Below are 24,721 nucleotides of genomic sequence, written 5' to 3'. Positions count from 1 at the left end.
TGGTCACCCCTGCGTTCCCTTCGAATCGACCCGCTCCACCGCCACCGCGACGTTCTGCAGGTGGTAGATCCGCATACCGGGTTTGAATATGCTGGCGTCCGCGAGGACCAGCAGACCTTGCGGAGTCTCGCGAACCTCGGTCACGTCGAGCTCGAGGTCCATTCGCTTCTCGTGTTGCAGAATCTGACCACGGTAGGTCCATGTGAAGGGCACTCCGGTCGCGAGGCCGAAACGGACCTTGCCCAGGCCGGCTGCGAGATCGGTTGCCATCACGTATGTCTGCAGACCTTGCATCACCGCTTCGACGCCGAGTGAACCCGGCATGACCGGATCCTCGTGGAAGTGACAGTCGAAGTACCAGTCGTCGGGCTCGACCTGGCGAGTGGCTTTCAAATGGCCTCGGCCGTTGCGACCGCCGCCCGGCACGACAACCGCGCTGTCGAGCATGCGGAAGTGCCCGCTACCGATATACAGCCCAGTCTCCGGATGCGGTTCGTACCAGGATTTGTCGACCGTGAAATCGATCTCGCGAACCTCTGCGAGCTGGTTGCGCTGCTGGGTGTCGAGCCAGAGTGGAACCTCCTTGCCACCGTCGAGACCGATCTGCGAGTTGAGGGCCTCCTCGGTGAAGTACCCGAACAGCGATTGCCCCTCGTAGTAGGGGACACCGTCGGCCTCCATCACGTACCTGAAACGCTGCAGAATCTGGCCGGCGATGTGAGTGGTCGACACCAGGTTCGTAGTCTGTCGCAACGTTTTCCCACGGACATCGATGTCGGCGAGCACGGTCGCGGTGCCGTCGAGGTTGCGCACCGACAGCTTGACGTCGAGCGGCACCTTCATCGTGGTACCCAGACAGGACCCGAGGACCGCCGCGGACTGCAACGACGACTCCATGATGATCGAGCCGGGCATCCCGGGGAACGAATTGTCCTCGTAATACCACGATTCCGTGGCGGCGTCGTATTCGGACACCATCCGGCCGGACCTCAGCTTGTCCATATCGCCCGCGACCGACATGATCCGGTCGACGAAGCGGAACTCGCTGTTCGGAATGTGTAGCACGGTCTTGCCGGTATAGCTGTCGACGACCGGTCCGAGCGCTATCCCGAGGTCGCCGTTCTCCATGTGCGAGAGATGGAACTCGTTGAGGATCGCGGCCTCGCCGCGCGAGTTGACCCGGCCCAGGAACACCGGTTTGCCGTCGCGCATGTCGGGACGGAAGTCCGATCCGGGCCGTTCACGCACCTCCACCGCGAGATCGCGGTAGGTCGCGACGAGCTCGGATCCCGCCCAGACGTGGATGTTCGCGATGACCGCCGGTCTAGGAATCATTGCCACATCGGTAATCTCAGCGGTGTAGCGCAGCTTCCCATCCGCGTCCGTGACCGGCCGCGACGTCGCGACCACCGTCTCGACCTCCGCGGCCGGGCCGAACTCCGCGTCGGCGAAGACCAGGTGCAGCCCGAGGTAGAGCGCGTAGATCCGCAGCAACTCGCGCGCCGACTCCTCGATGAAGGCCCAGGAGACCGCTGCGGGCCGCGGTGAGCCGCTGTTCGAGCGCCAGGCGGCGTTCTCCCGGATGTGCTGGCCGGCGACGAGCGCCCCGAGTCGGAACTCCCCTCCGCGGCGCACGATTTCGGTGACGTCACTGAGCATCGGTGTCCGGTTCGGACTGATCCGGATCGCTCGATTACACCCGTCGGCCCGTTGGTCCCAGCGCGGCCCGAAGACGTCGACGATCCTGCCCTCCGCCAACTGCCGCAGCTGGTGACCGGACAGATTCTCGATGCCGGTGTGCTCGAGCGGCTTGAAACCCCTGCGCCGCAACGTGCTCGGCTTACGCACGATCGGCGCGAGCTCCGACAGCGGACGCGCAGATACTTGTTCGCGCACTTCGCCTCGACCGGCAGCGATCTCGGCGATCACCAGGTCCGCCGTACCGATTGTGCCCGAGAATTGGAACTCCACCACACCCTGACCGGATCCGGTCGGCGCGAACCGGAGTTCGGTGCGCACGACGGTGCCGGATTCCGGCAAGGGAGCATGGAAGATCGTCGCGGTCTCGACCGGCACATAGGTCCAGGCGCTCGCGGCGTCGTCGCCGACCAGCCACGGCTTCATCGATTCGACGGCGCGTACCAGTGATTCCAGCAGCGCGGCCGTACCGATTCGACCGTCGACCATGAACGTTGTATCGCGCCAATCGAATTCGGTGATGACCGTACGCGATTCGCCGTCGTCACCATCAACCACCCCGATGACCGCCGGTGCGAAGGGATCTGCGGGCAACGACTGCGGCGCGACATGAAGTCCGCTCCGCTGCTCGAGATCGCGCAGCATCAAGTTCATCAACGCGCCCTGGGCATCGAGAGCGGCGACTTGTGCCTGGGCGACCGCGACAGCCGATACCGCGAGGCGGCCGGCCGTCCGGGCCACGACGGGCTCGACCCTCCGGAGGGCCCGCACCGGCACCGGCAGGGTTTTCGGCGACAGTTCCGGCGACGGAATGGTTTGCCTGGTACCGAGGTCGATCGCGGGAACGACCACCGACCCGGACGGAATCTCGGCTGGTCGGTGCCCGTGCCCACTGTCGGCAACCCGGACCTCGTAGAGGTCCCCCAGGTCCGCTTCCGGGTAACCGACCTCGGAGTCGAAGCGAATGGTCTCGCCGTCACCGGCGAGATCGCCGTCCAGCGGCACAAGTTCGACGTCTTCCGCGGTGGTTTCCGCCGATTCCGCACGGTGTTCGTCGATATCACCCGACCGCACAGCGGAGTCCACCGGGAACAGGCGGGTGAGATCGACCGGCAGCCCGAAACTGATGAGCCGGGCGAGTGCTTTCGCCAAGGAAAGGGATTGGGTACTGCCCTTCCGGTCGATCGAGACGGCGACATGCGGCCGACCGGCCAGGTTGGCATCGATCCAGCGTGTGCAGTCGGCACCCGGCCCGACCTCGATGAAGTACCGGAAGCCGCGATCGTAGGCATCCACGCACAGCTGCGGGAAGTCGACCTCGGACCGGCACAGGCCGTGGATCGCCTCGGCGATGGCCGATCGGTCGTGCAGGTCCACCCCGGCGCCGGCCGCCGCGAAGGCGAGTTCGGCACTTTCGGATGGTGTTCCGAGGTCGCTGCCGGTCAACACCGCCGCGATGCTGTCGTGCACGGAGTCCACCAGCGGCACGTGCAGCACCGGCCCGCCACCCGGCAGCGAAACCGCCGGGCAGTCCAGCGCTTTCACGATCGCCACGCACTGGCCGGGATCGCCGGCGATGACGACCTCGGACGCGGTGTTGATGTGGGTGATGTAAACGCGCTCACGGCCGGAGACGGCGGCACGGACGGCGACGAGCGGTGCGGCCAGAGCGAAGGTGGCCCAGACCTCGCTGTCCGGCGTGTCCGCCGGACGGTCCCACGCATTGCGGACCACGGTCCGGGCGCCGTAGAGCTCACTGGCGAACATCTCCGAATGCCGCACGTTCAGCCCGAACCGGTCATGGAGCTGCCACACGTCGAAGGCGAAGAGCATGCAGATCTCGCCCATGCTGTAGCCGAACGCGCCATCTGGCACGATCCCCAGCACATCGCGCAGCATCGAGGTGCTGAGCAGACCGAGGTTCACCCCGCTCGTAGCGATGAACCCGACGTCGGAGCGCAGCTCGCGGTCGTACTGCTCTATATCGGCAGGTGACGGCACGCGGGTTGATCGCTGGTAGCCGGTCTCGATCCCGAACACCTCGAACGGATGGTCGGCGAACTGCTCGGCGATCGCCAGCAGGCACGGAAACAGTTGAAACGGTCCACGTTCGGCGCCGGGGTACGAAGCATAGGTCCCCGGGTAGACGAATGCGACCTTTCCGCCCGGCTCGAGTGGCGCACCGGTGCAGAAGCTGCCTGCCGGCGTAGCCCAGTCGGCACCCGCGTCGATCTTGGCGGCGAGCGTGCGCTCTGCGATGTCGAGTTCACGGACCAGCGTATCCGCGTCGGTAGCGACGAGCACCACTCGATATTTCGACGGCGTCGTGTCCGCTATCGACGACGCGACCACGGCGGCGATGTTCTCGCCCGCCCCGATCGCCGAACGAAGTACCCGCACGCCGGACACCAGCGCGGCTCCGTCGTCACCGCGCAGTACAACGATCGCCGGGCCCCGCTGACCCACCCAGTTGATCGGCGAGTGCCGGGACGAGGTGAGATCGCTTGTGATCACCATCGCGGTGCAGCGTGATTCGTCGCCGACGACCCGGTCGGCACCGCTGAGCATGGACCAGCGCCGGGCGCCGCGCTGCTTGCGCATCCACGGCTGATCCACGACCGTGACGCAGAACGGTGAGCCGGTCAGGTCGATGGCCCCGAGAGCGGCCGTCAGCGAAGCCGGCGTCGCGGGCAGCGAGGCGTGGTGCATATCCGCCACGACGCCAACGAGCGCCGCGACGCCCAGCTCAGTGGAATTGCCGAGCACACACGACAGCGATGCCGGTCCCGAAACCCCGAACCCGGTGACCGCGCCCGCTACGTACTCGGCCGTCCCGTTGAGGAAACGGAGGTGTTCCAATGTCCCCGAGGCTACCTCGGCACGTTCGAGCGCCTGCCTCGTCGCGCCGGCCATCGCGTCGGCAGGAGTTGCCGCCGTGCCGATTTCGACCGACTCGAGGCGCGCGTACTCGTAGTTGGCGGTGATGTCGGTCGCCACCGCCAGCACGACGGCGCCGACGACGTCACCTCCCGAAGCGACGACGAGCACAGCATCGACCGCAGGATCGGCGAGCAGCGTCCTGGCCGCGCCGAGCTCATCGGAGCCCGCCACCGTGGCCTCGACGGCCACGTCAGGGCCCGCGGTGACGGCGACGTTGCGGTCACCGAACGCGGCTTGCGCGGCAGGGCGCACCTCGCCCACACCGCCGTCCGTGCCGGCCACGACTCCCAATCGCAGGGACGTGGTCGCAGACGTCGACCGGGTGAACGACTCCGCGACCGCCTCCACCGCAGCGGAAACCGAAGTCGCGCTGCCGAATCCCACAATTGCCAGCGCCTGCTGGGTATCGTTTCGCTCAGAGCTCATCGAGCGTCCCTCCCGCGAACAACACATTCAATGCCTCACTGGTGACCCCTTCGACACCGACCATGTAGGCCAATGGTTCACCGTTGCGGTCGAACGCGGTGACGTTGCAGGTGATAATGCTCGAGCGCTTGTCGAACCCGTCGGCCACGATGATGAACGGCTCGCCCGACGGTGCGCGACGGTAGCTGTTCACCCGCTTGGCCGCTGCGGGCATGCCACTCACCCCGTGATGGCGCCGAATCCAGACGCCTGCGACCTGGACCATCACATCCGACAGGATTGGATCGTAATTCGGCGTCTCGCAGGCTTTTCCAGCGACGATTGTCGACACCAGCTCGACTTCGGCGACCAGTTCGGTCTCGGACTCCCGCAGTGTCCTCCGATATCCCTGGAAGGCGGGGCCGTGGAACATGATCTTGTCTTCGTAGACCGTGTCCGGATCGCCCACACCGAGCTCCGGGAGCGGATCCAGCACCGGTGCCGGATCCCGTTGCACGACAGGATGAACCGTCAGACGATAGCGCGGCCGGCCGTCGTCGTCCCTTGCGAGAACCGCGATCGTGCCGTCGTCCTTGCGGGTCAGGTCGTGCGTCAACGCCCGCGGCTGCGAATCGTCCACGACGATGCCCTTCAACACCCGGAAGTCCGTCCACACCATCGGCTCGATCGAGGTGACTTGCTCGACCACGTTGATCAGGCAACCGACCGCCCAGGTCGCGGGCAGCACCATGTGGCCGGCGACCTGATGATCGGCCAACGCCGGTGCCGCGTAGACGGGCGCGAGTTGCCTTCTGACACTGATCTTCCGGCGGAGCAGATCCTGCACCGGACGTGTCACCGGGTGCACCCGGGGGCCCACCAGTTCGACCGACGATCCGGTCGGGCGGGCGAAGATATCGGAGAACGCCTCAGCCCCTACCGCGATCGGGACCATTTCGACGCCGCGCGCACGGAACAGCTTCGCCAGCTCGGGACGGACCATGCCGCCTTCCCATGGCCCCCAGTTGACCGCTGTCACAAGGGCTTCTGGGAACTCGCCGGCGAACCACACCGCAAGCCGGTTGAGAGCCTCGTTTCCCATCGCATAGTCGGACTGGCCGATATTGCCGTAGAAGCCGGCCACCGAGGTGAACAGCACCAGGTGGCGAAGCTTCGCCGATTGGAGCACGTCGAGCAGGTTCAGGAACCCGAACAGCTTGGCACCGAGCACCTTCCGTATCTCGTCGGGGTTCTTGTCCCGAATCCGCTTGTCCACCAGCGTTCCCGCTCCGTGCACGAACGCGGTGATCTCGTCCGCGATCGGACCCAGTCGTTCGGCGACCGCCTCGGCGTCGGTGATGTCCACCGGCAGGTAGACCGCGCGAGGTCCCTCGGCGTTGAGCCGATCCAGGGTCATCCGGACCTGTCGTTGCGCGACAACTGCCGTGGCAACGCGGTTGATCTCCTGCAGGTTCGGCGATTCCGACTGCTCGCGGAGCTCGTCGGCGTAGACGCGCTTGAGGTCGGCGTCGGCCACCCCTTGCGCCCAATCCGGCTCGTCGTCCAGCGGCGTGCTGCCGACCAGTAGGAAGTTCGCCTCGCAGCGTCCCGCCAGATCGAGCACGCAGTCCGCGGTGATACCGCGGGCACCGCCAGTCACCAACACGAGGTCGGTCGAATCGAGCCGGGGCTGAGCAACGCCCTCGATCGGCGCCAGGACCGCCTCGGCCGCCGAGGCGGCGATCGTCGCGCGGGCGCTGTCGGCGCCGACGCCGACCTCGGCCGTCGTGGTGACACAGTCGGTCAGTTCACCGAATACGACCTCACACGCGGCGTCGTCGGCAAGGTCGGGATGGATATCGATCGCCCGTACGAATACCGACGGCGCCTCCAATCCGACCGTCTTGACCAGCCCACCGACGCCCGCGCTGACCGCACCGGCGAAGTCCGGCGCGCGCAGGCCCAGCGATCCGTCCACGCGAGTGGCGGTGACGAAAGCCGACCGGCCCGCCTCCGCGCCGATTTCGAGGCGCGTAAGCACCTCTGCGGCAAAAACATTGGCCTCCAGCAGGTGCTCCCGCGCCGTGACGGCACCCGCCGCGGACTCGGGCATCACCCAGACCGCGAGGTCGAGCTTCTCCAGCTCGGTGGCGGCGGCACGGTCGTGGACCGACCAGCCCATCGCCTCGAGCCGGACGACCAGCGCGTCGGCCAGCGACGTCCGCGCGCCGGCGACGACCGCCACGGCGCCAGGCCGGTAGGCGCCGATCAGTTCGTCGGTCGCGGGCAGCGGGACCAGCTCGACACGGCGTCGCACGATCCCCCGTCCGCGATCAGCTTTTGGGTCCGACATCACCCCCGCCGCGGCCTCGACCGGCTCGCCGGTACCCGGACCGTTGGTGATTTCCCGCGCCAGCTCCGCGGTGAAGTCGACCACGTCCTGCAGCGTCGAAAGCTCGAAGAGCTTCTCCGGCGACGGCGGCGGGATGTCCGGGTACTTTTCCTGCAATGAGCTGAGAATCTCGACACGTTTGATCGAGTCGATGCCGAGATCGGCCTCCATCGTCATGCTGAGCTCCAGCATGTCCGGCGGATAGCCGGTCTTGTCGGCGATCACGTCGAGCAGCAGCTGGCCGATCTCCTCCGGATCGGTGGGGATCAGCAGCACCTCCGGCGCGGCGGACGGCGCGGGTTCCTGAGGAACGGTCAGCGTCGGCGCCGCCACGGCGCCGAACGAGACCGAGTCCTTGCCGGTGCCGTTCGCCCGGTCACCGGTGCCGGTCGCACCGTTGGTGGCGTGACCGTTGGCGGCCGATGTCGCGGGCAGCGTGCTGAGGTGACTCTCGTCGGGCGACAGCGCGTAATTGTCTACGTATTCGAGTGCGGACGAGGTGAATCCGCCACTCACGTAGGCGGGACGCTGTGTAGGCGTCACACCGTTGCCCGCCTCCAGTTCGGCGAAGCCGCGCAGCACGTTGCTGGCGTGCACGTGGCCTTCGCTGATCGCGATGGAGTGGCGGGCAATGGCGTCGATACCGTCGATGACCTCGCGACGGGCCTGGTTGCCTGCCTCATGGGCGAGCAGCCCGCTGACCCGGTCAGCGATGTGCAACTGGTTGGACAGGTACGCCCGGTGCATGTTCAGGTGCTGCGCCGCGAGTTCCCAGACGGAACCGCCCGGCCCAGCCGCGACCGGAGACCGGTACACCTCGGCGTCGGCGATCCGGACACTGTTGTCCACGTTGCCGTTTCGCATTGCAGGCGCTGCTCCTGCGGCAGCCTCGCTTGCTTCCACTGTTGTTGACCTCTCGATTCGATAGCCGTTCTCGAGCGCATCCGCGTACGCGAGACGACGTTCTTCCGGAACGTAGTGGTGGCCGTTGAGCACGACGGTCGCCTTGCTGAAGGATTTCTTTTCAGCCTCTGGCGGTACGCCGCGGTTGAGTCCCGCCAGCGGCAGGCCGAGGACTGTCAGTTCGGCGGCCAGCGCCGCCAGCCGGAACTCGCCGTTTGCTTGCGGCCCGCCGTCGGCGGACAACATGACGACGCCCTCCCGGTCGCCGACGGTCGCTCGAATCAGTCCGGCCAGCAATGACTTCGGACCGAATTCGACGAATACCCGGAACCCTTCCTCGTACAGCTGCTCGACCCGCTGCGCGAAGGCGACCGGCCGCACGATCTGCTCGGCCAGCACCGCCTTGTTGTGCCCGGAATCGGCGCCGTACTCCGCGTCGGCCGTATTCGCGTACACCGGGAATTCGGGCGTCTGAACCGTCGCCGACGCGAGCGCGGCGGCGAACTCGGCGACCGCGTGCTCGACCAGGGGAGTGTGGAACGCGGCGGCGACGGGCAGAGCGCGCGCCCCGACGCCCTGTGCCGTGCAAGCCTGCACGAACGCCGCCACGTCCTCGGTGCCGCCGCCTACCACGACCTGGGCGGGGGCATTGAGGTTGCAGACTCGGACGCCCGGGTGGTCGGTGAGCAATCGCCCGACCGTCTCGGCATCCGCGGCGACCGCTGCCATCGCACCGCTGTCCGTACCATCGGGCCGTCGCGCCATCGCAGCGCCACGAGCCCGTGCCAGCGTGCGGAACGTCTCGGTGTCGATACTGCCGGCCGCCCACAGCGCGGTCAGCTCGCCGAAGCTGTGCCCCAGCGCGCCGTCGGGGACAAGCCCGAGGGACCGCAGCCAACTGTACTGACCTTGCGCCAGAGCGCCGATGGCAGGCTGCGCGTATTCGGTTGCGCGCAGCGCTGTTTCATGTTCCTTCTTGGTCAGCGGGTCGAATGCCGACGGCGGGAACACGATCCGGCCGAACGCGACCTCGGCGAACTCGGCGGACATGGCCTCGAACGCCGAAAGCACTTCGGGGAACGCAATTGCCGCGCCCCTGCCCATGTCGGTGTACTGGCTGCCCTGGCCGGCGAACACCGCGGCGATCTTGCCGGCCGGAACACCGGACTCGCTGTAGAACACACCGTCGGGCAGCGGGCTCTTCCCGTTCCGGATACGGTCGAGCAACGCCGTGCGCAGCTCACCGGTGTCGGCGTTACGCTGCGCCACGATCGCCGCCCGCGCGTGGCCCACGGGGACGAGGTCCTCGCCCGCCAATCGGAAGGGGTCGGCGGTTATCTCGGCCGCGAGGTCCTGCGGTGTCCGGGCATGCCACAGATAGGTCACCACGTTGCGCCAGGCGACATGGAGCGTGTTCGCCTCGGCCGGACTCTCCTCGAGCACGCAGTGGAAGTTGGTGCCGCCGAAGCCGAACGCCGATACGCCGGCGCGCCTGACCGGCGCACCAGGATCGGTGATCCACGGCCGGACGCTGGTGTTCGGATAGAACGCTGAATCGTCGAATCCCCACGCCGCCTTCGGCTTCGTGACGTTGATCGTCGGCGGTAGGACCTTGTGGTACAGCGCCAGCGCTGTCTTGATCAGGCCCGCCGCGCCGGCCGCGCATTTCGTGTGCCCGATCTGCGACTTGACGGTACCGATCGCGATCGCCTGCTTGTCGACATTGTCAGCGGTGAAGATCTGCTTGAGCGCGTCGACCTCCACATAGTCACCGATCGGTGTGCCGGTGCCGTGCGCCTCGAGCAGGCGGATGGATTCCGGCGCGACACCCGCCGCCCGGTAAGCGGCTTCGACGGCCTGAATCTGGCCTTCGGCTCGCGGGGCGTAGATGCTCTTGAACCGGCCGTCGCTGGAGGTTCCGGTGCCCCGGATGACCGCGTAGACGCGGTCGCCGTCGCGCTGGGCGTCGGCGAGCCTCTTCAGGCCGAGCATGCCGATGCCCTGACCGATCAGCGTGCCGTCGCCATTCTCGTCGAAGGGCGCGATCTTGCCCGAGATCGACAGCGCGGGCGTCTTGGAGAAGCAGAGGAACATGGTCGGGCTGTTCTCCATGTCGCAGCCGCCGGCGAGCATGAAATCCGCACGCCCGAGCGCGAGTTCGGAGATCGCCATGTTCACTGCGGCCAGCGAGCTCGCGCACGCGGCGTCGGTGGTGCAGTTGACCGCGCCGAAGTCGAACCGGTTGGCGATGCGTCCCGCGACCACGTTGCCGAGCACGCCCGGGAACGAGTTCTCTTGCCATGGCGCGTAGGCCATCTTGAACTTGGCTGCGATCGCCTCGGCTTCTTCCCCGGTGAGGCCGCAGCTGCGCAGAACCTCGGCCACCAGTGGCGCCTGCATACGGCAGATCATGTCGCGGGCAAGCGAGTTCGCGCCCGACGCACCGAGAATGACGCCGGTCCGGCGCGGGTTCCACGTGGGCGAGTCGAAGCAGCCCGAGTCCTGCATCGTCTGCTTCGCTACGACGAGGCTCAGCAGCTGCAAGATGCTCGTCGCCTCGACCGTCCGTGGTGGGATACCGAATTCCAGCGGATCGAACTGAACTTCGGGAATGAAGCCGCCTCGCTTGGAGTACGTCCTGTCCTCCGCCCGCGGGTCCGGGTGGTAGTAGTCGGCGATCCGCCAGTGCTCCTCTGGAACGTCGGTGATGCAGTCGACCCCATTAAAGACATTCGTCCAGAACTCGGACAGGTCGGCCGCCTTCGGATAGAGGGCACCGAGACCCACTATCGCCACCGGGACGTCGGTGGCATTCAGCTCTGATTCGATCATTGGATACCTCGCGGGTGCTCGCTCGAAGTTGCCCTGTTGCCGAAACGTATCGGCGCTGTACAGCCCATCGGGATTATCGGGAACAAACGTGTCCCGAATGCGGAATCACCAACCACTGCACACTCGCCCCGACATTCCGGGTCAAAGTCTCAATGCGCAGCAATACATCGAACTCGGCGAACACGGAAACTCGCCCCGGTGCCGAAGTTCTTTGATATCGGGCTGCGAATGTCATTGCGGCGTGGCTCTCATTGAATCGGTCGCAGGTGCCGGTGTCAAGGGAACCGCAGCGCGGACTCCGGCGTCATATGACGTGTTCAGAGAAGGTTTCCTGCGATCAGAGCAGCAAACTTCAGACCGATGGCACGAGGATTGTCGGACAGTTACCCTGCAATTGATTCAGCATTCTCGAACCATGTTCGATACGTGGCTGTGAGGATTACTGCATGGCATTGACACGGCCGTCAGGAATGCGGAATCGTAATCTCTGACGGAGGGGTTTCCAGCGCAATTCACTCAACTGCGCTCGAGCTGTGGCCGAATAGGAGACGAGATGGCATCGCAACTGGTGACGCACCGGTCCGGCGTCGGCCGGTGGGTCGATGACCGACTCCTGGACGGCCTCGACACCGAGGTCTGCCTCACACTCGACCGCGACATCGATCGGCGGACATTGCGCACCCTGGTCCAGGAGCAGGAACTCGCTTTGACCGCTGCGGGGCTCCACGCCGGCGGTTCTCTCGCGTTGCGCATGCCGCCCTCGCTCACCTACATCGCGACCTTGCTGGCCGGGTGGAGGATCGGCGCCGAGGTGGCCCTGCTGGACCACCGGCTCACCGAGCACGAAGTCGCGCGCGTCCTCACGGCACTGCGGCCGCAACTCGTTGCCGAACCCGCGGAACGGGTTTCGGCCATGCTCGCCGGATTTTCCCACATCACACCGAGATTCGTGCACCACCACGACACGCCCCGGCCGACCCGGCATGCGCTGATCCAATTCAGTTCCGGAAGCACCGGACCGTCCAAGATGATCGGGCGCACCGCGGACAACCTGATCGCGGAACTCGACAGGTACGCGCGGATCCCGGGGTTCACTACGCGGGGCCAGCGTTGTGTGGTGCTCGCCTCGCCGCTGCACGTGCTCGGCCTGATAGGCGGACTCCTGCACAACCTCGAGGCCGGCATCCCGACGACCATCCCGCGCTCTCTCACGGCAGACGGTGTACTGCAAGCAATTTCGCGATCGGAAGCACCGACTACCGTGCTCGGCGTGCCATCGCAAGCACGGCTCCTCGCCGCTGCTCCCGCACCGGCGGCGCCTCAACTGCAACTGATGATCACCGGTGGTGAACCGGTGTCGCCGGAACTGCGAGCAGAGTTCACCGACCGCTACGGGGCAAACCTCGGCGCGATGTACGGCATGACCGAGGTCGGCGTGATCGCGACCGATGTGACCGGTAACGAGGGCGCACTCACACCGGCGCCGGGAATCGACATCGCGATCGAGGATGACGAAATCCTTGTGGCGCTGCGGAAATCACCGTATGTCGGACTCGTCGACCCGACCCGGTGGAACGACGGCTGGCTGCACACCCGCGACGCCGGGCGCATCGATCCAGCCACCGGGCGCCTGTCGGTGCTCGGCCGCCGCGACTCCCAGGTCTCCATCGGCGGGCTCAAGGTCGATCTCACCGAGGTCGAGCAGGTCGTCGCTGACATCCCCGGTATCGACGCCGCGGTCGTGCTCTTCGACGGGGCGATCAAAGCGTGGGTCTCGACCAGCACCGACCTCACCGGCGAGCAGATCATGACGGCACTGCGCACCAAGCTCGCGGGGTACAAGCGCCCGCGCACGGTTCGCATCCTTGCGACGATGCCACGCACAGCGACTGGGAAGCCGGTGCGCGATCTCGCCGTCTTACGCAATGCGCACGCGAAATCCTCAACCCGGCAGGCGACCTCGTGATCGTCACGCAGCGGACCCGATGGCCGCTCGTGATTCATCCCCACCCGGTCGGCGTGCGGAGGGGGGTACAGCAGTGGTCGCACAGCGCACGTACGCTCGGAGCGACGCAGCTGCCGCCCCGGGTCCTCGTGATCGGGTCGTCCACCGGCCTCGGCCTCGCGACCCGGGTTATCGCGGCCAGCCAGGGTTCCGCGACGATCGGCGTCTGTCACGCACGGCCCGGTGCGCCGGCGCGCCCGGGCTCATCCGGCTGGTACGCCACCGCCGAGGTGCACGCGCTCGGGGCGGGGCGCAGCCACACCGTATTCGCCGACGCCTTCAGTGATCGTGCGAAGGAGCTCGCCGCCCGGTCGATTCGTGACACCGTCGGCAAGGTCGACCTGGTTGTCTACAGTATCGCCGCGCGCCGGCGCATCGATCCGGACACCGGCCGCATCCACCGGGCAGTGATCGCCGGCCTGGGCGATCCGTTCGTCATGAAGACGCTCGACTTGGCAACGCTGTCGACAAGGCTCACGCAGCTGCCGATCGCAACCACCGAGCAGGTCGGCGACACCGTCGCGGTAATGGGCGGCGATGACTGGCAACGCTGGTGGCGTGCGCTCGAAGACGCCGGTGTCCTCGCCGACGACGCTCGGTCGATCGCGTTCTCCTATCAGGGTGGCGAACTGCTGCGACGGATCTACCGCGGCGGCACGCTCGGCGCAGCCAAGGACCATCTGGAGGCGACCGCGCGCGCCATGGACACACCGGACCGGCCGGTGCGGGTCGTCGTCACGTCCGCGCATGTCACCCAGTCCAGTGCCGTGATCCCCGCGACGCCGCTGTACTGGTCACTGCTGACGCACGTGCTCGGCGACGCGACCGAAGGACCGCTGCACCAAATGCACCGGCTGTTCGCCGACGTGCTCTACCGGGACAAGACCGACGAGCAAGGGCGGATCCGGGTCGATGACCGTGAGCTGAATCCGGCCGTACAGGCCGAGCTCGCGACCCGCTGGGCGGCCGTCGACGACGACAACCTGCACGATCTCGCCTTCCCCGCCGCTTATCGCACGGCGCTGTTGCGATGCAGCGGTTTCGAGGTCGACGGTATCGACTACGCCGCCGACGTCGATCCGGTCGTCGACATCGAGGGGGTCAGTGGCGATGAACGGTGACCCGCCCCGAATCACACTGGGCCGCAATAGTGACCACCACCGTGTCGAATACCGGTGTGGCAAGCGACATTTCCGGCGTGAGCTGCTGCAACTCCGGATTCGGCTCGAGCACGCCCCCCAAGACGGGTCTGCGCATCCCGCCCGAACGCAGGCCATCACCGAACGCCTTGCCGAGCGCCTCCTTGCGCGTCCACAGCATCAGGAACGCGCGATCGTGAAGGTCCGGGTCCAAGCTCGAGATCCATTGCGTCTCTTGCCAGGAGAACCACTTGGTGCTGAGCGCCACCGCGTTCAGCCGGCGCACCACTTCGGCGTCGACGCCGACGGCCACATCCTTGCTGATCGCGACGGCGGCCACCCCCGGCCGGCCGGACCTGGATTCGACGTGACTCACGCTGATTCGCAGGCCGGCCGCGGCTCCGGCGAGCACCGGCTGGCCGGACGGCAAGTGCTCCAGTCGAATTCGCTCGACTGGCGCACCGGAAACTGAAGCCGCGGCCCGCAGCGCCAGGTCGCGCGCCACCGCTCTCGCCGGCCCGTCCGCCACGGACAAGAAGAGTGACACCACGAAGGGAAGTAAATCAATGATCGATCAAGTTCGCCAATTCGTCATCAACGCACTCCAGCGTCTGCACTATGACGCCTCCGACGTCACCGGATCGACCCGGCTCGGACAGGACGGGCTGGATCTCGAGTCGCTCGCGCTCGCCGAACTTCTCATTGAGATCGACGCTCACTTCGGCTTCGCCTTCGGCGAAGACGACACCGAGCGGATCGCTCTGATGACGATCGACGAGCTCGCCGCCGAGGTCGCCGCCGGGCGCATCGAGAGCCGGGCGTAGCGCGGACCGGCACGACACGAAAGCTCGGAGTGCAACTATGAACGCGAGAAACAGAATTCGCGGCGCACTGGCCGCCGACGCCGCGCTCGGCATCGGTAACGCGCTGACAACCGTTTTCACGGCGGGAGTCGGGCTCGACGATCCCCTGATCACCTTCGACACCGATGTCGACGGGCACCAGGCGTGGCAACCGATGACGCTGCGCGTGTTGCACGAACGAGTCGCCGCCCGCGCAGCGTGGCTGTCCGGCGCCGGTGTCGCACCACGTGAGCTGATCGGCATCTACGCCGGCTCTGGACCCGACACGATCCTGAACATCTTGGCGTTGTTACGGATCGGTGCGATCCCCGCGCCGGTGAACAGCAATGTCGAAGGTCCGGTGGCAGCGGATTATTTCGTGAAGGCGCAGCCCGCCGCTATCCTCGCGGACACCGACCGGCGAACGCGCCTCGGTGCCGACCTGCGCCGCCTACCGCGCCTGCTCGACGCCGCCGCGACCGGCACCGGCGACCCTGCGACCGCTCCGCCGCAGTTCGTATACGACCCCGCCGACGCTGCCGTGGTGACGCACTCTTCCGGTACCACCGGTGCGCCGAAAGCGGTACTCGCCTCGCATGCGAGCCTGTTCGCATCGGTCCGGCACCGGCTCCGCCTGCCCCGCGCCGAGGGGATGGACCGAATCCTCTCCGCGCTTCCGGTCAACCACGCAGCGATCATCATCCTGTTGAACCTCGCCCTGTGCAACGGACAGGAGCTCATGGTCCTGTCCTCGCAATCCGGAAACGCCGTGCTGGAAGCGATCGCCCGCTGGCGGCCGAGCGCGGTACTCGGTTTCGCCCCGACATGGCCCGAGCTCACGTCCGCCGATCTGACCGCCCACGATCTCGGTTCGGTCCAGATATGGTGGAACACAGGCGATTGCGCGCACGAGACGCACATCCGGAAGCTCGTGGCGGTCGGGCACCGTCGCACCGTCGGCCGCGACGGCATCCGCACGGTGACGGGGTCGAGTTTCATCGACGGCTTCGGCTCGACCGAGATGGGCCACTCGCAGTTCTTCATCACGCATACCGCGAACACCGACCGGTACCGGCGCTGTATCGGCCGGCGCCACGCATTCGCCGACGTAGCCGTGCTCGACGAAATGGGCGAGCCACTGCCGGCCGGGATCGTCGGCCAGCTCGGCGTTAAGTCGCCGACCCTGTCGATCGGCTACTGGAACGATCACCCCAGGACCGCCAGGACACGACTGCGCGGCTACTTCCTGACCGGCGATCTCGTCTATCGCGACGAGGACGGGTACTTCTACCATGTCGACCGTGCCAGCGACGCCGTCGATCTCGGTGGCGAATGGCTGTACACCGCGCTCTGCGAAGAACGCCTGCTGACCGCGTGCCCGGACGCGCACGACTGCACGATCGTCGGACTCCGACGTCCCGACGGCGGCGTCTCCACCACTGTATTCCTCGAGCTGACAGCCACGGCCGACCGAACGGCCGACCGCACCCCGCAGGTGCTCGCCGCACTGCCGCCGCACGTGGCCGCGACAGTCACCGATGTCGTCGTCGATCACGGCGAGGACATTCCGCACGGGCCCACCGGCAAGGTCCGCAAGGCCCAGCTGCGATCGGCGGCACGACTCCCACAAAACGCTCCGGCAGAAGGGCTGGTATTCCGATGAGCACGACCGTTGGCCGACCGGAAGCAGTCATCACCGGCATCGGATCGATCACTCCCGTCGGCCGCGGTGTCACGACCACCTTCGACGGTCAGTGCGAGGGCCGCTCCGGCATCGTCACGCCCCCTGCCGACCATGAGGTCAGCGGATGGCTCGAGGCCGCAGGCGTCTCCGAGCAGATCCGCCCGATCGATCTGCTGCGCCCACCGATCGACTCGTGCATCGACCGATACGTCCTGCTCGCACTGGCGGCGGCCGACGACGCGATTGCTGACGCGGGACTCATTGTCGGCGAGAACGTAGACCCGCTGCGCGTCGCCACGATCGTCTCCAGCGGTGGCGGAGGTCTGAAGACCTACGAGGAGCAGGCGGCCGCGCGCAGGGCATCCGGAAAGAACGCCGTCAATCCCTATCTGGCGCCCGGAATGCTGCCGAACATGGCCTCGGCACGCATTGCGATCAAGTACGGGCTCCGGGGGTACAGCTCCGCCATCGCGACCGCCTGCGCGGCGGGCGGACAGTCGATCGCCGACGGGCTGCGCCTGATCCGTGAGGGCGAGGCCGACGTTGTCGTCTGCGGCGGCTCCGATGCTCCGCTGCACCCGACGGTCGCCACCGCCTTCTCCAACACGAATGCGCTGGCCCGTAACTGGAAGGAACCGCATCGAGCCAGCCGGCCGTTCGACACAGCCCGCAACGGGTTCGTGTTGAGCGAGGGTGCGGCCGTGGTGATCCTCGAACGCACCGAGCACGCCGACGCGCGTGGCGCGGCCGGCTACGGCACGGTGCTCGGCTGGGGCATGACCACCGACGGCTACCACATCGCGGCACCGCGGCCTGACGGCGACGGTGCGGCCGAATGCATGCGGCGCGCGCTCACGAACGCCGGTCTCACACCGGCGGACATCACCTACGTCAACGCGCACGGCACCAGCACCAAACTCGGCGACACCGCCGAATCACGGGCCATTCGCGCGGTTTTCGGAACCCACAGTCCAGCGGTGAGCGCGACGAAATCGGTCACCGGACACACGCTCGGCGCGGCCGGCGCGGTCGAAGCCGCCGTCACCGCGATCTCCATCGCGCGCGGCATGATGCCGCCCACCATCAACCTCGACGAGGTCGACAGCACGTGCGACCTCGATCATGTGACGGGCAAGCCCCGGCTCGGCGCCGTGAGTGCCGCGATCTCGAACTCGTTCGGCTTCGGCGGGCACAACGTCAGCCTGGTATTCGGACCGGCCGGCACGCGCCGTCGTCGGTTCGCAGACGCGTGACACAGCCGTATCAGAAAGCACCGCTCGTATAGCTATCCGATACGACCAGAAGCGAAGTCAGGAACAATGGAATTTCATGGAATCGATCACATCGAATTGAACGTCGGCGATGCCCAGCACTCCGCGTTCTATCTGTGCACCGCCCTCGGATTCCGGCTCGTCGGTCAGGGTGGCCCGGAGACCGGGCTGACCGGCCAGCGGTCGCTGCTTTTGCGCCAAGGCCGAATTCAACTACTGCTCACCTCGGGACTGCACGCCGATCACCCCGCCACCGAGTTCGTGGTCCGCCACGGCGACGGAGTCGCGACTATCGCGCTCGAGACCACCGATACCTACGCCGCATTCGCCGAAGCCGTTGCCGCAGGCGCGAATCCAGTCCTTGAACCGGCCGAGTACGGGAGCGGCACAGACCGAGTCGTCGTGGCGGAGGTCGGCGGGTTCGGCGACGTCCGGCACCGGTTCGTCCAACGAGCACCGGAATCGACCGAATTTCTGCCCGGAGCAATAGAGCTGCTCGCCACGGATCCGGACGCTAGCGAAGACCTGCTCCAGGAGATCGACCACATCGCAGTCTGCCTGCCGGCCGGGCAACTCGCGCCGACTGTGGCCTACTACGAACGAGTCTTCGGCTTCCGGACTGTCTTCGAGGAGTTCATCGAGGTCGGCGAACAGGCGATGGATTCTAAAGTGGTACAGAGCCGTTCGACAGAAGTGACGCTGACCCTGCTGCAGCCCGGGCTGGGCGGCGAGCCGGGCCAGATCAGCCGGTTCCTCGACAGCCACGGCGGCGCGGGGGTCCAGCATCTCGCTTTCCTCACCGAGGACATCATCGGCACGGTTCGCACGTTCCAGGATCGTGGCGTGTCGTTCCTGCGGACCGGGGATCGCTATTACGACGCCGTATCGGAGCGGTTGGGCGACATCGGTCTCGACATCGGCGATCTCCGCGACACCAGCGTGCTCGTCGACCGCGACCACTGGGGCGAGGTGTTCCAGATCTTCACTCGTTCCATGCACGTCCGGGACACGTACTTCATCGAGATCATCGACCGCCACGGCGCGAAGACCTTCGGCAGCGGAAACATCAAGGCGCTCTACGAGGCGGTCCAGGCCGTGGAGAAGAGCCTCGTGAACAAGAACGGAGCAGCTGTATGACCTTCGAAATCAACTCCGGCACCATCGAATCCGCATTCACCGAGCAGGAGCGCACACTGCTGCCGTCGGACGAGGACGTGCGGTTCTACGCCGACCACGGCTGGTACCTGTCGAAGAAGCTGCTCACCGACGATCAGGTGGACGCGTTGGTCGAGGCGAGCGAACGGTTCTATGACGGCCACCGCGACCGCCGCCTTCCCGCACGGCCTCCCCGCCTTGCGTACTGGGTACCGGGAAAGGGCACGGTGCAGCGGCACAACGACTACATCCACTACGAGAACGATGTCATCGGCGAGATCCTGCGCAGCCCGCTGATCGGAGCGGTCGCGGCACGGCTGGCCCAAGCCGAGGAGATCCGCGTATTCCAATCCACCCTCATCTACAAATCGCCGGTGCCCGGCGAGACCACCAACCTCGTACCGTGGCACTTCGACAAGCACTACTGGGCGACCTCGACCTCGGAGCGGATGCTCACCGCGTTCATCCCGTTCCACGACTGCGGCGTCGAGAACGGCACGATCACCATGATCGATGGCAGCCACCGGTGGTTGGAGACCGGCGAGCGGGACAGTACCAGTAGGCATTTCGCCGAGCGTGACCACGACGAGCTCGAGCAGATGCTCGCCGAGAACGCCGCCTATAACGGCGTAGATGTGAACAAGATCCCGATGGAAATCCCCAAGGGGCATATGAGTTTCCATCATTGCCGCACCTATCACGGCAGCGGCGCCAACCACAGCGTCGACCCTCGCCGGGCGGTGTCGCTGCATCTGCAGGACGGTGCCAACGCCTACCGGAGCACAGCGCTCAGCGACGGTACCCCCGTCGCCTACAACCATGACGTACTGGTCCGGCTCATCGATGGCGAGCCGGACTACGGCGATCCCGAATTCTGCCCGACGATCTGGCGCCAATGACCGAGACCGTCGACAGCACGACGCGACTGCGCACCCTGGCGGTCGTCGGCACAGGCATGATGGGCACATCGTTGGGGCTGGCCGTCCGTGGGACGGTGCGAACGTACCTGATAGACATCGATCACGACGCAGCGATGGCTGCCGAATCACTCGGTGCCGGCGTCGCCGGGACGCCGCCGGAGCCGGTCGACCTGGCTGTGCTCGCAGTGCCGCCCCGCACCATCGCGCCGGTCCTCGCCGAGCAACAAGCGCGGGGCCTGGCCTATCACTACACAGACGTCGGCAGTGTCAAAGGGTGGCCGCTGGCCGAAGCCGAAGCCATCGGCTGCGACCTGGGCAACTACGTCGGCGGCCATCCGATCGCCGGCAGTGAGCGGTCCGGGCCGATGGCGGCGAGCGAGCACCTGTTCCGTGACCGGATATGGGTGCTTACGCCACAGTCGATCACCTCGTCCACGACGATGGAATCGGTGACCGAGTTGGTGCGGCTGTGCGGCGCGCGCCCGATGGTGATGGCGCCATCGGATCACGATCGGGCCATCGCGCGGAGTTCGCATGTACCGCATCTGCTCGCGTCGATACTCGCCGCGAGCATCCATGGTGCCGGGGAGGATGTGATTCGACTGTGCGGCAGCGGTATTCGCGACACAACCAGAATCGCCGCAGGCGACAGCATGCTGTGGACCGACATCCTGCAGGCCAACTCGGAGGAAGTGGCGAAAGCGCTCACCGAAGTTGCCGCCGACCTCTTCACCGCCTCGCGCGCGCTGTCGTCTGGATCGGTCGAACTGACCGAACTGTTGCGGCGAGGAAACGCCGGGCGTGCAACGCTGATGGCGAGCTAGCGGTGCTCGAAACGACTGAAGGCCGGACAGGAATCTCCCGACGTGGTTGTCAAGCGGTCGAGGCCGGTGCGAGGGGGTGTGATGCGGTCGGGCAGCTGTGGGGGCGGTGGGCCCTCGAGGCCATCCACCTCGGCACAGACATGAAAGCCATACCCGTCGCTCCTGGATGATTCGAAACCCGCGGCCAACCGGATCAGCCACCCTGCAAGAAAGGTGAGGATTGTCATGACTGCACTCGAGATCGCACTGGGGGACTCACCGCCACCTGCCGTCGCGGCGCTGCCGCCTCGAGCACAGGACGACCTGGTGGCGTGCATCGAGGAGGCCAAGCAGCATCAGGCCGCCATCCTGAAACAGGCACGAATGTCGACCCTGGAGTTGCTGCCGTCGTTCTTGCGCTCAACCGTCGCACGATTGCTCGCACAGTGAGCGCGGCCGAGATCGTGAAGCCGGATCGCGTCGAGATGATCCTGCTCGCGCGAACCCTCTGCGTGCCCGTCGAACGGCTCGCCTATCTCGCCGACCTACCGGACGAGGAGCTGCGCGCGTTTCGGAAACAGGTGTCGAAGGCGCTCTTCGACGCCAATTCCCATGGCATTGCTCGACTCGCCAGAGTGTCGGGAATCGTGCCAGTCGCGGTGATGGCCAACGTCGCCCAACGCAGCCGAAGTGCGTTGTTCGTAGCATCATTCGCGCGCGTGCTCGATCTGTCGAAGGCTGTCGGAGTCGCACAACGCCTGCGGCCGCCGCTTCTCGCCGAAGTCGCCGCAGAGCTCGATCCGGCAGAGGTGCGCACCATCGTCGGAGCATTGCCGCCGGCGTTGATCGTCAACGTCGCGGTGGAATTGCAGGCCCGGGCGGACTGGATGACGCTGGCGAACATGGTGGGCCACCTCCCGTGGGAAACGGTGGCCCGCGCCCTCGCCGAACTCGGCGACGTCGCGCTGGTACAGACGTCGAACCTGGTCGGCGACGCGGCACTGCGAAACCTCCTGGTCGAGCTGACGCCGGTCGAGCGGATCGCCGGCTTGGTCGCGGCGGTGGCCGAGCACAACCTATGGACCGAAGCCGCGGCGGCCATCGGACACCTGCCCGAGGACAAGCTGCTCGCCGCCACGAAGGCCGCCGCGGCGCTCGGCCCGTCGGAGCATGCCTCATTCGCCGCACTCATCGCGAATGCTCGGAACGAGCAGGAGAGCTGACCGTGGCCGAGAACAGAGACTACTTCGCGACGTTCCATGAAGAGATACGTCGCGCGGCTAAGACGTCGGCGCCGGTCCTCCCGCTCGCCGCAGCCGAATTGGAGCGTCTGGCGGCGACGACACTCGATCCGGCGCTGTTCAGCTACGTCGCTGGCGGTGCGGGCGCGGAACGGACTGCGGCGGCCAATCTGGAAGCCTTCGCTCGGCGGCGAATCGTGCCGCGAATGCTGCGCGGCACCGCGGCACCGACGGGTCGTGACCTGTCGGTCGAGGTGCTCGGAACGAGGCTCGCCGCACCGGTGCTCACCGCACCGGTCGGCGCGCTCGAGGTATTGCACACGCGCGGTGAAGTCGCGGTCGCCGAGGTTGCGCGCGAACTGGGAATCGGCACGGTGCTGTCAACGGTCGCGTCGTCGACGATCGAGGAGGTCGGCGCGGTCGCCGGCCAGAACTGGTGGTATCAGCTGTACTGGCCGGCCGAGGAGTCGGTCGCCAAATCCCTGGTCCAGCGCGCGGCGAAGGCGGGCGCGAAGGCAGTGGTGATCACCGTGGACACGCCGACCATCGGGTGGCGTCCGCGCGAGATCTCTTCGGAGACAACACCGATCCTGCGGGGCTACGGGATCGCCAACTATCTGTCCGACCCGGTGTTCCGGTCGATACTGGCCGAACCGCCGGAGGCCGGCACCGACGCCCACCAGGCGGCCATGGCGGCGGTTTCGGCGATGTTCGGTAACCACACGATCCGCGCCGCCGATATCGGGCGCGTCCGTGACTGGACCGACCTCCCGATCGTAGCCAAAGGCGTGCTGCATCCGGACGACGCGCGATCACTCGTTGCCGCCGGGGCAGACGGCATTGTGGTGAGCAACCACGGCGGCCGACAGGTCGACGGCGCGGTGGCTGCGCTCGACACGCTGGCGTCGATCGTCGCCGCGGTCGGCGATCGAGCCGACGTCCTGTTCGATTCCGGCGTTCGGACCGGCACCGACGTGCTGATCGCGATCGCCCTCGGCGCGAAGGCCGTGCTCTACGGACGTCCGTGGGTCTACGGCCTCGGGCTGGCGGGCAAGGCAGGCGTCCGGCACGCATTGCGACTACTGCTCGCCGACTTCGACATCACGATGGGTCTCGTCGGCTGTGCAACACCCGCCGACATCGATGAATCACTGATCCACCCACATCGCTATTGAGTAGCTGGATAGTGCGGAACCGTCCGAGGTCGGATACCTCACCCATCGAGGCCGCACCGCGACCGGGACCCGCAGGACGTCCCAGCCGAGGATCGACGATCAAGTCAGTGATCTTGTTCACACCGAAGATAGAACTTGTTCTAGGCCATGCGGATCTGTGTATCTTGAAACGGGGGCGACACCACGTTCGTAATCGTGGCCCAAAGCGCCGATGTCGCATACCCAGAGCGCTTATATCGTATGAGTGGGGAGACTCAAGCGTGATTCGCTTCTCTATTCTTGGCCCGCTGGAAATACTACAAGGCGGCGTCGCAGTCAGAGTAGGTGGATACATTCACCGAGCCGTGCTCGGATACCTATTGATAAACGCGAATAAAACCATTCCTGTTTCATGTCTTTTGAATGCCGTGTGGGGATCCCAACCACCACGTACGGCGCGAAAAATGATCCACAACGCCGTGTCCGATATTCGGAGGATGCTCGAAGAAACGGTGAATGACGAGTCAATAACCTTGGAAACTCGACAACCCGGCTATCGACTGCAGGTTCCGTTGGAGTACATCGACATGTACAACTTCAATATCATCGAGCGAGAAGCCCGGTCCGCCTTGGCCTGCGGTCAGCTGAATATTGCGAATATCAAGCTTCGCGAAGCACTCGGGTTGTGGCGCGGGTCTGCCTTGGCCGACCTCACGGAGAATGGAGCCAGGTGGCCGGAGTTGACCGCCGTCGACAACAAACGACTTGCCGCCTGCGAGGACTACTTCGAGCTGGAACTCGCACGTGGTGCCCACCTGGACGTGGTGGCGGAACTCGAGGTTCTGGTGGCGACCGCTCCCGATCGCGAACGGTTGGGGCGCCAATACATGCTCGCGCTGTATCGTTCGGGCCGCCAGACCGAGGCGCTCGAATTCTACCGCGAGACACGACAGCGTCTGATGGACACCCTCGGTATCGTGCCCGGCGCTGGAATGGCGACGCAGTATGAACTGATACTGAACCACGATCCACGCCTGCAGATCAGCAGTACTACTGAAGTCGCTTGAATCAACTCGAAGGATGCATATGATTTGCTGATAATTCGGCAGTGTTTCAGGGAATCATCCGGTCAATCCACAGGACCAGGCGCTGCACGGGTAGATTACAACGAAACTTGCCTAATTTACCAAATGACTATGCCTGCTGTTGACCGTGCCGTAAAAGAACCAGCGTATAAGTGACCTAGTACTCCAGCCGTAGTTTGTGATCGTTAGGTCTTGCTGTGTCGTCGCTGGTAGTGGCTGGTTTTGGCGCGGTGTTGGTGGCGTCGTCGCCAT

15 protein-coding genes are annotated in these 24,721 nt (G+C 66.1%); 12 read left to right on the top strand and 3 right to left on the bottom strand.

Features of this window, described 5'->3' with window-relative positions:
• Window positions 1-3: 3 nt before the first annotated feature.
• Window positions 4-5,064 carry a hypothetical protein gene (locus tag ACIRRA_RS41805; protein ID WP_402780285.1) on the bottom strand — a complete coding sequence of 1,687 codons (5,061 nt, stop codon included), beginning with the start codon at window positions 5,062-5,064 and terminating at the stop codon, window positions 4-6.
• Complete coding sequence (locus ACIRRA_RS41800) at window positions 5,054-11,170, bottom strand: SDR family NAD(P)-dependent oxidoreductase (RefSeq protein ID WP_402780283.1); 6,117 nt, start codon at window positions 11,168-11,170, stop codon at window positions 5,054-5,056. The genes ACIRRA_RS41805 and ACIRRA_RS41800 overlap by 11 nt, the downstream gene beginning before the upstream one ends.
• 553 nt (window positions 11,171-11,723) lie before the next feature.
• Between ACIRRA_RS41800 and ACIRRA_RS41795 the strand changes: the two genes are divergently transcribed.
• Both ACIRRA_RS41795 and ACIRRA_RS41790 read left to right on the top strand, forming a co-directional pair.
• Window positions 11,724-13,136, top strand: coding sequence for a class I adenylate-forming enzyme family protein (locus ACIRRA_RS41795; protein WP_402780281.1), 1,413 nt, complete (start codon window positions 11,724-11,726; stop codon window positions 13,134-13,136).
• Window positions 13,133-14,296, top strand: a complete 1,164-nt coding sequence (locus ACIRRA_RS41790; RefSeq protein ID WP_402780279.1) for a bifunctional NADH-specific enoyl-ACP reductase/trans-2-enoyl-CoA reductase — start codon at window positions 13,133-13,135, stop codon at window positions 14,294-14,296. Before ACIRRA_RS41795 ends, ACIRRA_RS41790 begins: the two co-directional genes overlap by 4 nt.
• Here ACIRRA_RS41790 and ACIRRA_RS41785 read toward each other — a convergent pair.
• Window positions 14,277-14,819 carry a 4'-phosphopantetheinyl transferase family protein gene (locus ACIRRA_RS41785; protein WP_402780277.1) on the bottom strand — a complete coding sequence of 181 codons (543 nt, stop codon included), beginning with the start codon at window positions 14,817-14,819 and terminating at the stop codon, window positions 14,277-14,279. The genes ACIRRA_RS41790 and ACIRRA_RS41785 overlap by 20 nt on opposite strands.
• Window positions 14,820-14,880: 61 nt before the next feature.
• On the opposite strand from ACIRRA_RS41785, the gene ACIRRA_RS41780 reads away from it, so the two are divergent.
• The 10 genes from ACIRRA_RS41780 to ACIRRA_RS41735 all read left to right on the top strand — a co-directional run bounded on the left by ACIRRA_RS41780 (window position 14,881) and on the right by ACIRRA_RS41735 (window position 24,451).
• Window positions 14,881-15,138 (top strand): hypothetical protein, encoded by a 258-nt coding sequence (locus ACIRRA_RS41780; RefSeq protein ID WP_402780275.1) that lies wholly within the window; start codon window positions 14,881-14,883, stop codon window positions 15,136-15,138.
• Between the two features lie 37 nt (window positions 15,139-15,175).
• A complete protein-coding gene (locus tag ACIRRA_RS41775; RefSeq protein ID WP_402780272.1) occupies window positions 15,176-16,819 on the top strand; it encodes a class I adenylate-forming enzyme family protein in 1,644 nt (547 codons plus the stop codon).
• Window positions 16,816-18,093: a beta-ketoacyl-[acyl-carrier-protein] synthase family protein gene (locus ACIRRA_RS41770; RefSeq protein ID WP_402780270.1), complete on the top strand. Its 1,278-nt coding sequence runs from the start codon at window positions 16,816-16,818 to the stop codon at window positions 18,091-18,093. The genes ACIRRA_RS41775 and ACIRRA_RS41770 overlap by 4 nt, the downstream gene beginning before the upstream one ends.
• A 66-nt stretch (window positions 18,094-18,159) precedes the next feature.
• Window positions 18,160-19,248: a 4-hydroxyphenylpyruvate dioxygenase gene (gene hppD / locus ACIRRA_RS41765; RefSeq protein WP_402780268.1), complete on the top strand. Its 1,089-nt coding sequence runs from the start codon at window positions 18,160-18,162 to the stop codon at window positions 19,246-19,248.
• A complete protein-coding gene (locus tag ACIRRA_RS41760; protein ID WP_402780266.1) occupies window positions 19,245-20,165 on the top strand; it encodes a phytanoyl-CoA dioxygenase family protein in 921 nt (306 codons plus the stop codon). The genes hppD and ACIRRA_RS41760 overlap by 4 nt, the downstream gene beginning before the upstream one ends.
• The gene (locus ACIRRA_RS41755; RefSeq protein ID WP_402780264.1) at window positions 20,162-21,010 is read left to right on the top strand and encodes a prephenate dehydrogenase; all 849 of its coding nucleotides are present in this window, start codon (window positions 20,162-20,164) and stop codon (window positions 21,008-21,010) included. The genes ACIRRA_RS41760 and ACIRRA_RS41755 overlap by 4 nt, the downstream gene beginning before the upstream one ends.
• A 225-nt stretch (window positions 21,011-21,235) precedes the next feature.
• Window positions 21,236-21,439, top strand: a complete 204-nt coding sequence (locus ACIRRA_RS41750; RefSeq protein WP_402780262.1) for a hypothetical protein — start codon at window positions 21,236-21,238, stop codon at window positions 21,437-21,439.
• Entirely contained in the window at window positions 21,436-22,212 is a 777-nt protein-coding gene (locus tag ACIRRA_RS41745; RefSeq protein WP_402780260.1) for a hypothetical protein, read from the top strand. The genes ACIRRA_RS41750 and ACIRRA_RS41745 overlap by 4 nt, the downstream gene beginning before the upstream one ends.
• Before the next feature lie 2 nt (window positions 22,213-22,214).
• On the top strand, window positions 22,215-23,405 hold the full coding sequence (locus ACIRRA_RS41740) for an alpha-hydroxy-acid oxidizing protein (RefSeq protein ID WP_402780258.1): 1,191 nt from the start codon (window positions 22,215-22,217) through the stop codon (window positions 23,403-23,405).
• An 11-nt stretch (window positions 23,406-23,416) separates the two neighbouring features.
• Window positions 23,417-24,451: a BTAD domain-containing putative transcriptional regulator gene (locus tag ACIRRA_RS41735; protein ID WP_402780256.1), complete on the top strand. Its 1,035-nt coding sequence runs from the start codon at window positions 23,417-23,419 to the stop codon at window positions 24,449-24,451.
• Window positions 24,452-24,721 lie beyond the last annotated feature (270 nt).

The sequence above is a fragment of the Nocardia sp. NPDC101769 genome (genome assembly GCF_044766925.1).
Classification (GTDB): Bacteria; Actinomycetota; Actinomycetes; order Mycobacteriales; family Mycobacteriaceae; genus Nocardia.
This window is presented reverse-complemented; position numbering and strand designations above follow the sequence as displayed.